The organism is uncultured Pseudosulfitobacter sp., from assembly GCF_963976325.1.
Taxonomy (GTDB): domain Bacteria; phylum Pseudomonadota; class Alphaproteobacteria; order Rhodobacterales; family Rhodobacteraceae; genus Pseudosulfitobacter.
Genome location: NZ_CAXBJW010000002.1, coordinates 648908 through 660858, shown reverse-complemented (window position 1 = coordinate 660858; position 11951 = coordinate 648908). Strand labels below are relative to the sequence as shown.

At 62.4% G+C, this 11951-nt stretch carries 13 protein-coding genes; 8 read left to right on the top strand and 5 right to left on the bottom strand.

What is annotated here, in order from left to right; all coding sequences use genetic code 11:
* The first annotated feature begins 4 nt into the window (after positions 1-4).
* The 3 genes from mepA to AAC077_RS10435 all read left to right on the top strand — a co-directional run bounded on the left by mepA (position 5) and on the right by AAC077_RS10435 (position 2401).
* On the top strand, positions 5-889 hold the full coding sequence (gene mepA, locus AAC077_RS10445; protein ID WP_339769228.1) for a penicillin-insensitive murein endopeptidase: 885 nt from the start codon (positions 5-7) through the stop codon (positions 887-889).
* Positions 862-1698: an esterase-like activity of phytase family protein gene (locus AAC077_RS10440; protein ID WP_339769226.1), complete on the top strand. Its 837-nt coding sequence runs from the start codon at positions 862-864 to the stop codon at positions 1696-1698. Before mepA ends, AAC077_RS10440 begins: the two co-directional genes overlap by 28 nt.
* Before the next feature lie 91 nt (positions 1699-1789).
* Complete coding sequence (locus tag AAC077_RS10435; RefSeq protein WP_339769224.1) at positions 1790-2401, top strand: queuosine precursor transporter; 612 nt, start codon at positions 1790-1792, stop codon at positions 2399-2401.
* Between the two features lie 263 nt (positions 2402-2664).
* On the opposite strand, the gene AAC077_RS10430 is transcribed toward AAC077_RS10435, so the two are convergent.
* On the bottom strand, positions 2665-3051 hold the full coding sequence (locus tag AAC077_RS10430; RefSeq protein ID WP_339769223.1) for an STAS/SEC14 domain-containing protein: 387 nt from the start codon (positions 3049-3051) through the stop codon (positions 2665-2667).
* A gap of 72 nt (positions 3052-3123) precedes the next feature.
* Here AAC077_RS10430 and arfB point away from each other — a divergent pair, with 72 nt between their 5' ends.
* The gene (arfB, locus tag AAC077_RS10425) at positions 3124-3543 is read left to right on the top strand and encodes an alternative ribosome rescue aminoacyl-tRNA hydrolase ArfB (RefSeq protein ID WP_339769221.1); all 420 of its coding nucleotides are present in this window, start codon (positions 3124-3126) and stop codon (positions 3541-3543) included.
* Positions 3544-3604: 61 nt separating this feature from the next.
* The gene (locus AAC077_RS10420; protein WP_339769219.1) at positions 3605-4495 is read left to right on the top strand and encodes a DMT family transporter; all 891 of its coding nucleotides are present in this window, start codon (positions 3605-3607) and stop codon (positions 4493-4495) included.
* On the opposite strand, the gene pncB is transcribed toward AAC077_RS10420, so the two are convergent.
* The 3 genes from pncB to AAC077_RS10405 all read right to left on the bottom strand — a co-directional run bounded on the left by pncB (position 4492) and on the right by AAC077_RS10405 (position 7325).
* On the bottom strand, positions 4492-5784 hold the full coding sequence (pncB, locus tag AAC077_RS10415) for a nicotinate phosphoribosyltransferase (RefSeq protein ID WP_339769217.1): 1293 nt from the start codon (positions 5782-5784) through the stop codon (positions 4492-4494). The genes AAC077_RS10420 and pncB overlap by 4 nt on opposite strands.
* Before the next feature lie 69 nt (positions 5785-5853).
* A complete protein-coding gene (gene pncA / locus AAC077_RS10410) occupies positions 5854-6453 on the bottom strand; it encodes a bifunctional nicotinamidase/pyrazinamidase (protein ID WP_339769216.1) in 600 nt (199 codons plus the stop codon).
* The gene (locus AAC077_RS10405) at positions 6450-7325 is read right to left on the bottom strand and encodes an alpha/beta fold hydrolase (RefSeq protein WP_339769214.1); all 876 of its coding nucleotides are present in this window, start codon (positions 7323-7325) and stop codon (positions 6450-6452) included. The genes pncA and AAC077_RS10405 overlap by 4 nt, the downstream gene beginning before the upstream one ends.
* A 107-nt stretch (positions 7326-7432) precedes the next feature.
* Here AAC077_RS10405 and AAC077_RS10400 point away from each other — a divergent pair, with 107 nt between their 5' ends.
* A complete protein-coding gene (locus tag AAC077_RS10400) occupies positions 7433-8362 on the top strand; it encodes a rhodanese-related sulfurtransferase (protein WP_339769212.1) in 930 nt (309 codons plus the stop codon).
* Here the strand turns inward: AAC077_RS10400 and AAC077_RS10395 are convergent.
* The gene (locus AAC077_RS10395) at positions 8359-9579 is read right to left on the bottom strand and encodes an MFS transporter (RefSeq protein ID WP_339769503.1); all 1221 of its coding nucleotides are present in this window, start codon (positions 9577-9579) and stop codon (positions 8359-8361) included. The genes AAC077_RS10400 and AAC077_RS10395 overlap by 4 nt on opposite strands.
* A 155-nt stretch (positions 9580-9734) precedes the next feature.
* On the opposite strand from AAC077_RS10395, the gene AAC077_RS10390 reads away from it, so the two are divergent.
* Positions 9735-10541 (top strand): flagellar motor protein MotB, encoded by an 807-nt coding sequence (locus AAC077_RS10390; RefSeq protein ID WP_339769210.1) that lies wholly within the window; start codon positions 9735-9737, stop codon positions 10539-10541.
* Between the two features lie 111 nt (positions 10542-10652).
* Positions 10653-11951, top strand: a complete 1299-nt coding sequence (locus tag AAC077_RS10385; protein WP_339769208.1) for a flagellar hook-basal body complex protein — start codon at positions 10653-10655, stop codon at positions 11949-11951.

Genomic DNA, 11951 nt, shown 5'->3' with positions numbered 1-11951 from the left:
CCTGATGGTTGTGACCGCTGCGTGCAGCGGCCAGTCTGACACCAACATCGACGGCACGCCGTTGCCCGACATCGACCCTGCGGTATTGCGCGGGTCGGCGAAGGCGGCGTTCGGTGCCGAACGTGTCGGTTCGCAACAATCGCCCGCCGCCTATGGCAGCTATTCCAAGGGCTGTGCCGCCGGATCGGTGCAACTGGCAGAAACCGGCCCCACCTGGCAGGCCATGCGCCTGTCGCGCAACCGCAACTGGGGCAATCCCGAGCTGGTGGATTTCATCCAGAAACTCAGCCGCAAGGCCGCGCAGCAACCGGGATGGAACGGGATCTATGTGGGCGACATGAGCCAGCCGCGCGGTGGTCCGATGCTGACAGGGCACGCCAGCCACCAGATCGGTCTGGACGCCGACATCTGGATGCTGCCCGCCGCCAACCTGAACCTTAGCGTGGCCGAGCGCGAGAACATCTCGTCGATCTCGACCCGCCGCGCCAGCGGAGCCTACACCAACGGATCATGGACCCGCGCCCATCACGAGATCATCAAGGCCGCCGCCCAGGACAGCCGCACCGCGCGGATTTTTGTCTTTCCGGGGGCCAAGGTGCAGATGTGCAAGGATGAAAAAGGCGACCGGTCGTGGCTGCGCAAGGTGCGTCCGTGGTATGGGCATCACTATCATTTCCATGTGCGGCTGGCCTGTCCCAAGGGCGCGCGCGGCTGTGTCGATCAGACACCACCCCCCGCCGGTGACGGCTGTGCCGATGCGCAGGAATGGGTGAACAACATTCTGAACCCGCCGCCGCCAAACCCCAACGCACCCAAACCGAAACCGCGCCGCGAATTGACCGTCGCCGATCTGCCCCAGCAATGCTCTGGCGTTCTGTCCTCGCGCTGATCTGCGCGGCGGCCTGTGCGAATGCTGAACCGGCACTGACGCTGGACGGGGTGACCCCCCTGCCACGTCTGTCGGACAGCTTTGGCGGGTTGTCGGCGATCGAAGTCTCTGATGGCGGTGCCACAGCAGTGGTGCTGTCGGATCGGGGTGGATTGTTTCACCTGACGTTGGACCGCAGCGGCGATACGCTTGCCGTCACTGATGCCACGCCTGACGACCGCACCGCCCACCTGGGCGACACCGAAGGGATGGCGGTGGATGCGAAGGGCCGCTTGTATATCTCGTTGGAAGGGCCAGCGGGGGTTATGGCGGAACGTGCTGATGGCAGTTTTGAGCGGGTGAAACCCCACCCCGATTTCGCAGGGATGGTGCAAAACCGCGCGTTGGAAGCCTTGGCCGTCGCGGCGGATGGCACGCTGGTGACGATGCCCGAGGCGAGCCATGCCAACACCGCGCCGTTTCCGGTGTATCAATACAAGGATGGCACCTGGACCAAAGGCCCCGCATTGCCGCGCAAGGGATCGTTTCTGATCACGGGTGCCGACTTTGGCCCGGACGGGTGGCTGTATGTTCTGGAGCGGGCCGTGTCCCTGCGCGGCTTTGCCAGCCGCGTCCGGCGGTTTGACCTGACCGCGCCCGACCTGTCCGAGACGACATTGCTGACCACCGATGCAGGCACATATGGCAACCTTGAAGGGTTAAGCGTTTGGCAGGATGACACCGGCACCACGCATCTGTCGCTGGTGGCCGACGACAACTTTAACATCTTTCAAAGCAACCAGATCGTCGAATTCACCCTGACGGAATAGCTTGCGTGATAGCCCGCTTGGGCCTATGGACCGCCCGTCTGCCATAATGGCGGGCCAAGTCGCCGCACCCTTGTAAAAACGGAATACATCCATGCAACGCGCACATATCCCCGGCATCATTGCCATGGCCGCCATCGTCGTGGCGTCGAATATCCTGGTCCAGTTCCTGTTCGGCCAGTGGCTGACATGGGGGGCCTTTACCTATCCGCTGGCCTTTCTGGTCACCGACATCATGAACCGCGTCTATGGCGCTGCGGCCGCGCGCAAGGTCGTGCTGGCCGGATTTGTCGCAGGTGTGGTGTGCAGTCTGATCGGCACGCAGATCATGGGCGAGTTCGGGCCGCTGGTCACCGTGCGCATCGCCATTGCATCGGGCGTGGCGTTTCTGACCGCGCAGCTTATCGACGTGGCGATCTTTTCGGCCCTGCGCACGGGCGCGTGGTGGCGCGCACCGCTGGCGTCGACCTTGGTCAGCAGCAGCGTGGACACCATCCTGTTCTTCTCGATTGCCTTTGCCGCATCGCTTGCGTTCATCCATCCGGCCACCGATGTCGCCTGGGCGTCGGAAATGTTGCCGCTGTTAGGCGTTGGTCCCGTGGCCCCGCTGTGGGTGTCTTTGGCGGTTGCCGACTGGTCCGTAAAATTATTGCTGGCTTTGGCAGCACTTATCCCGTTTCGGGCCATTACACGGCGATTTGTATGAAAAAAGTGTTTTGAAAATTCGCGCTTACGTGCCAACCTTCAAGTGTCTGAAACAATTGAAAGGAGGTGCTCTAGTGTCCAGAAAGGTATTGGAGAGAGGTGTCGGAACAGCTTGGAGGAATGCCCGGTAAGGCAGCCCTTGGCGACGTGATCCACCAAGTGGACCATATGGTCTAACCGACCCCGCCTCCTGAAACTTTCGAAAGGGCCGCTGGCAGACGCCAAGCGGCCCTTTTTCGTGTTTAACGCAGGGCGGACGCGGGCTCAGGCCGCCACGGCTTCGGCATCCAGATACCGCCACGCGCTGACTTCCTCGTCAAAGGTTTCGGCGTCTACGGGAATGACGCTGCCCATGGCCTCGATCAGTTCGGCGGCGTGCTCGGATGCCCCCACAACCACGTATTTGTTCAGGTTCGTCACCGCGCGCAGACGCGATTTCAGCGTTTCCCAACCAAACGACGCACCGGATGCAGCACCGTCATAGCGGTCGAAAATCAGCATCAGGTCCACTTTGCCGGGCTTGTCGAACACGTCGTTCATATAGGCCGCAAGTTCGGTCATATCGTCGGCGCTGACTTCGCCGGTGATGCGAAAGACATAAAGATCGTCGCGGCTGGCGGCGACCTGGATCAGGGATGGCAGTTGCAGCATGGGGTGTCTCCTGTGCGGGTTCGGGTACAAACGCCCCTTCCCGCCGGATCGTTCCGATGCGATACTGGCGACATGTTGCGCATCAATGACACCATCGCCATCGAAGACTGGGAACTGACCGAGAATTTCGTGCGGTCTTCCGGCCCCGGCGGGCAGAACGTGAACAAGGTGTCGTCGGCGGTCGAACTGCGGTTCGAGGCGCAGCGCAGCCCCAATTTGCCCGATCCGGTGAAATCGCGTCTGAAACGGCTGGCCGGACGGCGCTGGACCAACGAGGGCGCGCTGGTGATCCAGTGCGAAGAGACCCGCAGCCAGGCCCGCAACCGCGAGATTGCCCGTGACCGGCTGGCCGATCTGATCAAGGCGGCGCTGGTCCGCCCCAAACGGCGCATCGCCACGCGCCCCACGCTGGGGTCGAAAAAGCGGCGGCTGAAAGAAAAGAAAGTGCGCGGCGAGGTCAAGGCGCTGCGCGGCAAGGTCGACCCAGATTAACCGCGCTGGCCATGGGTGGCGATCTGGGCAAAGGTGAGCGCGACCCAGACAGGACCGCTTTGTGAAACGTGCCACCGACAGAACCGGCTTTGCCATCGTACTCAGCCTTGTTGCACTGGCGCTGTTCGACGGCATGGGGCTGATCATCAAGCTGCTGTCTGCCGACTATTCCGCCGCCGAGCTGAGCGCGTGGCGTAATATTTTCGGGCTGATCCCCGCGCTGATTGCCCTGTCTACCTCGCGTGCGTGGCGCATCAGCGGGCGCAAGTTCAAGATACGCCAGTGGAAGCTGGCCCTGTCGCGCGGTGCGATCGTGACGCTGGCGCAGTTGTTTTTCTATCTGTCGCTGGGCCGGATGGAATTCGCCACTGCATCCACCATCACCTATGCCAACGCGCTTTTCATGACCGCGCTGGCCGTGCCGTTGCTGGGCGAAGTCGTCGGCTGGGTGCGGTGGTTTGCCGTGATGATCGGCTTTGCCGGTGTGGTTTTGGTGATGCAGCCCGCCAGCGACACGTTTTCAACCGACGCGCTGTATCCGCTGGGGGCTGCGTTCATGTACGCGCTGGTTGCCGTGACCGCGCGGATGTTTGACGACGACGTGCCCAGCCCGCTGGTCAGCTTCTATTCCAACTCGGCCGCGATGGTGGGATCGGTCGTTCTGGCGCTGGCCTTGGGCGGGTTCAGCCCCGTGTCCATGGCGGACATCCCGTGGCTGATGGCGATGGGGGCGTTCGGTGGCACGGCCGTGCTGATCATCGTGGTCAGCCAGCGCATGACGGAACAGGCGAACCTTGCCCCGTTTTCCTACTTTGGCATCCCGTTCGCATTCCTGCTGGGCTGGCTGTTCTTTGGCGAAACCCCGTGGGACGCACTGTTCCCCGGCGCGATTTTGATCGCGGCGGGGGGTTTGTTGATTGTGTGGCGGGAGCGGCGGAAAGAGCCTGCTTAAACCTCCACCTCCAACGCGTCCTGTTCCCCGACACCGAACACCCGCTTGTAGCGGTCAATCTCTGACTGCGGGCCCATGGCCTTGTTGGGGTTGTCCGACAGTTTGACCGTGGGACGGCCATTGGCCGACACCGCCTTGCACACCAGCGAGAACGGAGCCAGCGCGTCGTCGGGGGCCAGTCCGCGAAAGTCGTTGGTCAGCAATGTCCCCCAACCGAATGACGGCAGCACGCGGCCCCTGAACTGCTTGTGCAGTGCGATGATCTTGTCCACGTCCAGCCCGTCCGAGAAGATCACACGCTTTTGCTTGGGGTCCTCGCCACGGCTTTTCCACCAGTCGATCGCCACTTCGGCGGCGGCTGCCGGATCGCCGCTGTCGATGCGGATGCCGGTCCAGCCGGCCAGCCAGTCGGGGGCATTGTCGAGGAACCCTTTGGTGCCGTAGGTGTCGGGCAGGATGATGCGCAGGTTGCCCTCGTGTTCGTCGTGCCAGTCGGACAGCACATCATAGGGCGCGCGGAACAGCGCATCATCGGTTTCGGCCAGCGCGGCATAGACCATCGGCAGTTCGTGGGCATTGGTGCCGATCGCCTCCATCTCGCGGTGCATGGCGATCAGGCAGTTGGACGTGCCGGTGAACTTGTCGCCCATGCCTTCCTGCATCGCCTGCACGCACCAGTCCTGCCACAGGAACGAATGACGGCGACGGGTGCCGAAATCAGCAATGCCCAGACCGTCCACCTTGCGCAGGGCTTCGATCTTTTCCCAGACGCGGGTCATGCCGCGCGCATACAGGATTTGCAGTTCGAACCGGTCCATCCGGTCCAGCACCGCGCGCCCGCGCAGTTCCATCAGGATGGCCAGCGCGGGAATTTCCCACAGCATGACCTCGTGCCATTTGCCTTCGAAGGTCAGCTCGTATTGGTCGCCCTTGCGTTCCAGATGGTAGGGCGGCAGGCGCAAGCCCTCGAACCACTCCATAAAGTCGGGGCGGAACATCTGGCGTTTGCCGTAGAATGTGTTCCCTCGCAGCCAAGTGCTTTCGCCGCGGGACAGCGACAGAGACCGCACGTGGTCCAACTGCTCGCGCAGCTCGCCCTCGTCGATCAGGTCCGCCAGCGGCACCGACTTGGTGCGGTTGATCAGCGAGAACGTGACCTGCGTGTCAGGCTTGTTGCGAAAGATGCTTTGGCACATCAGCAGCTTGTAAAAATCCGTGTCGATCAACGAACGGATGATCGGGTCGATCTTCCACTTGTGGTTCCAGACGCGGGTGGCGATGTCGACCATATCGGGCACTTTCTGTTTGTTGCGACCGTTTTGCCCTGTGCCTTGCACGGTGGCAAGAGTGCTGGTGCCTCAAGGTGTTAAGGTCACGCCCGCCGCTTTCATCCCCTCGACCGCTGCGATCAGTGACCCGTCCAGATCAATGGCACGGCACAGGTCCATCCGCACGGTCACGTCAAAACCCAGCTTGGCCGCATCCACCGCCGAAAAGTTCACGCAGAAATCGGTGGCCAGACCGACCATCGTCAGCGTGTCGATGCCGCGCGTGCGCAGGTATCCTTGCAGCCCTGTGGGGGTCTTGTGATCGTTTTCGAAAAAGGCGGAATAGCTGTCGATTGCGGGGTTATAGCCCTTGCGAATGATCATGTCGGCGCGGTCGGTGTTCAGGTCCGCGTGGAATGCGGCACCGGTGCTGCCCTGAATACAGTGATCCGGCCACAGAACCTGCGGACCATAGGGCATTTGTATCAACGCATAGGGGTCATGTCCTTGGTGGGTCGAGGCAAAGGACGAATGCCCCGCCGGATGCCAATCCTGGGTCAGAACAACCGCGTCGGCCTGCGTCATCAGGTCGTTGATGCCGGGCACAATCTGGTCACCATCGGTCACGGCCAGCGCGCCGCCGGGGCAAAAGTCGTTTTGAACGTCGATCACGATCAGGGCGTGGGTCATGCGGTGTCTCCTGTTTGCCCCATGGGGTAGGCGGCGGGTGGCGCCGCGTCAACATTTGCGTCCTGTTCGGCCAGCCATGCGCCGATCCGTGGCCAAAGCGTACGCGCCGCTGCCCGCGAACGGATCAGGCGCGCATGGTTGAAGTTCTCAGGGTAGCCGGTGGCAGTGCCGCACAGTTCAAGCCGGGCGTGTGGGCCGAACATTTCGGCAAAGTCACGGCAGCCGTCGACAGGGGCGATCAACCGGTCGCCGCCACCGGCCAGCACCAGCGTGGGCAACTGCTGCGGGGCAAGGCGGGTTTGCAGTGGTCCGATGTCGTCACCGATCACGCCTGCGCTGTTCCAGCCCAGCCATTCGTCCATAATCCCCGATGCCTCGTTGCAGGGGCCTATGTTGATCAGCCGCACCGGCCAATACCCACGCCTGCGCCCGATGTGCGCCACAGCCAGCATGGTCATGCGAAACCGCCAGGGTGCCGCGTGGAACCGTGTGGCCTGTGCGGCCATCACACACAGGCTGCGCACCCGTGCGCGCAGGTCGTGGCGCGCCAGTGCCAGCGCGATGGCCAGCCCTCCGCCGGAATGGGCCACCAGATGCACCGGCCCGTGCCGCCGTGCCACATAGTCGATGGCCTGCGCCATTTCGCCATCGCCAAGTGCCGTGTAGTCAAAGGTTTGTACCCGCCCCGCGCCAATGTCCCGTCCGCGCCATTCGATGATATAGGTCGGCCGCCCTGCCCCGATCTGTTGCGCCAGCGGCAGGCAGGTTTCAGCGGTCGAGAACGTCCCGTGCGCAATCAGCACCGGTGTGCCACTGCCTTCGCTGATGCGCAGCAGCCGTCCCGGTCCGGTCCAATCTGTCATATTCTCCATACATGCAGCGTTCCGCCGATGCCCGGGCGCGTCAATCCTGCCGTGGCGTCTACATGCGGCATCCGTGCCTCTTGTCTGGTCTGAAACTCGGGCGTATCTGGCAGGGCATGTATATTATCGCAGCCCTTTACCACTTTACCCGCTTTGACGCGCCCGACGCGATCAAACCTGCCCTTCTGGACCTGTGCATCGCCAATGACGTCAAAGGCACGCTGCTGCTGGCGGGCGAGGGCATCAATGGCACCATCGCCGGCCCGCGTGCGGGCATCGACGCCGTGCTGGCGCATATTCGTGCGCTGCCGGGTTGCGACGGGCTGGAGTGGAAGGAAAGCACGTCTGACACGCCGCCCTTTGGCAAGATGAAGGTGCGGCTGAAGCGCGAGATCGTGACGATGGGCCAGCCGGACGTCGATCCGGCGGCGCGGACGGGCCATTATGTCGAACCCGCCGACTGGAACGCGCTGATCACCCGCGACGATGTGGCGGTGATCGACACGCGCAACGATTACGAGGTGGCGATTGGCACCTTTGACGGCGCGATTGACCCGCAGACCGCCAGCTTTGGCGAGTTTCCCGCGTGGTGGGAGGCGAACAAGGACCGGTTTCACAACAAGAAGATCGCGATGTTCTGCACGGGCGGCATCCGTTGCGAGAAATCGACCAACTACCTGCTGGGTCAGGGGGTTGAGGATGTGTTCCACCTGAAAGGTGGCATTCTGAAGTATCTGGAAGAGGTGCCCGAGCAGGACAGCACATGGTCTGGCAACTGCTTCGTCTTTGACGGTCGGGTCAGCGTTGGGCACGGGCTGCGGGTGGGGCCGCACATGTTGTGTCACGCCTGCCGCCGCCCCGTGCTTCCCGCCGATCAGGCGCGTCCGGAATACGAGGCAGGGGTAAGCTGTCATTTGTGCATCGACGAGACGTCCGATGCCGACAAGGCCCGGTTCCGCGAGCGTCAGCGCCAGATCGAACTGGCCCGTGCGCGCGGCGAGGATCACCTGTCGGCGCCGATGGTTTCGGGCAAGGGCGAAGCCTAGACCGCGACCAGACCGGGTTTGCGCGGGCGCGACCGCGACAACAGCCACAACATGATGCCCGCGTTCAGCAGGTTAAAGGCGATGCCGTTCCAGAACGCCATCTGATAGCTGCCGGTCACGTCGTAAATCCAGCCCGACATCCAGCCGCCGATCGCCATGCCTGCAATCGTGGCCATCAGCACAAAGCCGACCCACGCTCCGGCGGCCCGCGCGGGCATGTATTCGCGCACGATCAGCGCATAGCTGGGCACGATACCGCCCTGCGACAGGCCAAAGATCAACGACACGATGTAAAGCGACGCCAACCCGTCCGAGGGCAGATAGAAAAACAGCGCCAGACATTGCAGCGCCGACCCGATCAGCAACGTACGCACACCGCCCAACTGGTCCGCGATCAGGCCCGATACCACCCGCGAGACGACACCCCCCAGCAGCATCAGCGACAGCATCTCGGCCCCGGCGGCGGGACCATAGCCCAGATCGACGCAATAGCTGACGATATGCACCTGGGGCATGGACATGGCCACACAGCAGCCGATACCCGCCAGCCCCAGCAGAAGCGCAAGGTTGCGCGGTGACAGGCCCACGGACTTGGCGTTGCTGTCCGATGCCGCCTGTGCCGCGTTTTGCGCCTCTTCGGGGATACGGCGGCGCAGCAGCAGGGCCAGCGGAATGACGGTGACCAGCGTGACAACGGCCAGAAACATGTAGACGCTGCGCCAGCCGCTGTCGGCCAGAAACCCCGCCAGCACCATCGGCCAGATCGCCCCCGACAGATAATTGCCGCTGGCCACGATGGCCACGGCGATCCCGCGCCTGCGCATGAACCAATGCGAGATGTCCGCGATCAGGGGTCCAAACCCCACGGCCGACGCCAGCCCGATCAGCAACTGCGCCGCGCCCAGCATGAACACCGAGGTCGCCAGCATCGCCAGCGCAAAGCCCGCCGCGATCCCCACGGCCGCCCCGATCAGCGATCCGGTCACGCCAAATCGGTCCACCGCCCGGCCGATGGCAAAGTTGCCCAGCGCAAAGCCGACCATTGTAAGGGTGTAGGGCATTGATGCCTGCCCGCGCGTCAGGGCAAATTCCGCCTCGACCGCGGGCATGATCACGATCACCGCCCACATGCCGACATTGGCCACCATCGCCACGCCCAGCGTGATCAGCAGCCGCGTCCACGAATATTTGCTGTCCAGCACCGTCAACTCGGCCATGCCCGCCCCCCCTGTTTCGCCCATCAGTGCAGATCGCGCATGCAGGTGCAACTGCTGTTGGTGGCGAAACCATTACCTACAATTGCGTTTGTTAAGCGGCTGGAAAGCGTTGGCTGCTAAATCGGGTGTCGGGTGAATACAAAAGGGTGAGTGAGATGGCTGCGCAAAGCAATGCGGCGCCAATCATCATCAAACGTAAAAAGGTTGTAGGCGGCGGCGGGCACCATGGTGGTGCCTGGAAAGTTGCTTATGCGGACTTCGTGACCGCCATGATGGCCTTTTTTATGTTGATGTGGTTGTTGAACGCGACGACAGAAAAGCAACGCAAGGGGATCGCGGATTACTTTACGCCGACGATCGCGATCAATCGGACGTCGGGGGGTGGCAACGGGTCGTTCAATGGCGACAGCACCTTTACCGACGAGGCGCTGCCGTTCAGCGGTGCGCGTCCGGTGGCCTTGGCACCGCGTGCGACCGGGTCCGAAGGCGCCGACGGTGCCGAAACCGAAGCGTTGAAAGCGCTGGAATCGCAACTGCTGGGGTTCGGCGGTGAATCCGATGTGCTGGAAAACGAGATGAAACACGTGATCACCAAGCTGACCGACGAGGGTCTGGTGGTCGAATTGTTCGCGCTGCCGGGTGCCCCGCTGTTTGACGCAGACACCAGTCAGCCCACGCGGTTGCTGCGCAAACTGGCGGATCTGCTGGTGCAGACAGGCCGGTCGGTCAAGAACGATATGGCCGTGGGTGCCCATGTCGAGGCACAGCCGGTGGTCGCGGCCAAGATCAAGGTCTGGGACCGCTCGACCGAGCAGGCGACGATGATGCGCCAGTTGCTGCATGATGCCGGATTGGCCGCAGGCCGCGTGCAACGGGTGACCGGATATGCCGACCGCGATCCCGCAACGCTGGACCCGATGGACATCCGCAACAACCGCATCAAGGTGACCTTCTTGCGATAACGGATCAGCCTGCGGGCAAATAGGGTGGATTTTATCTGTTAGCGCGATGTTAAGTTCGCGGCGCCTATCTGTTGCATCAACTTGGTTCTGATGCAGCAGAAAGGCGTATCCATGACAATTTCCTCTTCGCTTAACGCAGGTATTGCGGGGTTGCAGTCGAACGCGACGCGGCTTGGGTCGATCTCGGACAACATCGCGAATGCCAGCACCTTCGGGTACAAGCGGGTGGTCACGGATTTCAATTCGCTGGTCCTGTCAAACTCGGGTGTGTCCTATACGGCGGGTGGCGTGCGCGCATCATCGCAACGGCTGATCAGCGAAAGCGGATCGCTGGTCAGCACGTCGAATGCCACCGATCTGGCGGTGCGCGGGCGCGGGCTGATGCCCGTTGCGTCACGGCCCAGCGTGCTGGCGGGCGATGGCAACGCCAAGATGATGCTGACCACCACCGGATCGTTCCGCATCGACGAAGACGGATATCTGGCCAGCGAATCCGGCCTGTTGCTGATGGGGTGGCCCGCCAACATTGATGGATCGTTCCCGTCCTTCCCGCGTGACACCAGCGACGGGCTGGAGCCGATCCAGTTTTCGCTGAACCTGAAGGGGGACCCGACCACGCAGGTGACCATGGGTCTGAACCTGCCGGCCACCTCGACCATTGCAGGCGCAGACGGCGAGGCACGGAACCTGTCGATTGAATATTTCGACAACCTTGGCACATCGCAAAGCGTCGCGTTGGAATTCATACCAACCGTGCCTGCCACGGGCAGTTCGAACGAATGGACGATCATCATGCGCGATTCCGCACAGGATGACGCGGTGATCGGCGAATATGTCATCAGCTTCAACGACACCCGCGCCGACGGCGGCACCATTGCATCTGTCACCACGGTGACGGGCGGCCCTTATGACCCTGCCACGGGCGAGTTGATTGTCGATGTGGCCAGTGGGCCGATTTCCTTCGACATCGGCGAGGTGGGCGACAATCAGGGTGTGGTGCAGTTGTCAGACACCTTTGCCCCGATTTCGGTCGTCAAGGACGGCAGCCCGGTGGGCAACATGATTTCGGTCGAAGTTGATCCAAACGGCTACGTCAAGGCGATCTTCGACACCGGTGTGACCAGCGTTCTTTACCAGATCCCGCTGGTAGACATGCCCAACCCTGGCGGCCTGATTTCGCTGGATTCGCAAACCTACAAACCCTCGGTCGAAAGCGGGCCTTTCTTTTTGTGGGATGCCGGCGATGGCCCGACGGGCGATCTGAAATCCTACGCCCGCGAGGAATCGACCGTCGATGTGGCCACCGAACTGACCGAGATGATCCGCACGCAACGGGCCTATTCGTCGAACGCCAAGGTCATTCAGACGGTGGACGAAATGTTGCAGGAAACCACCAACATCAAACGCTAA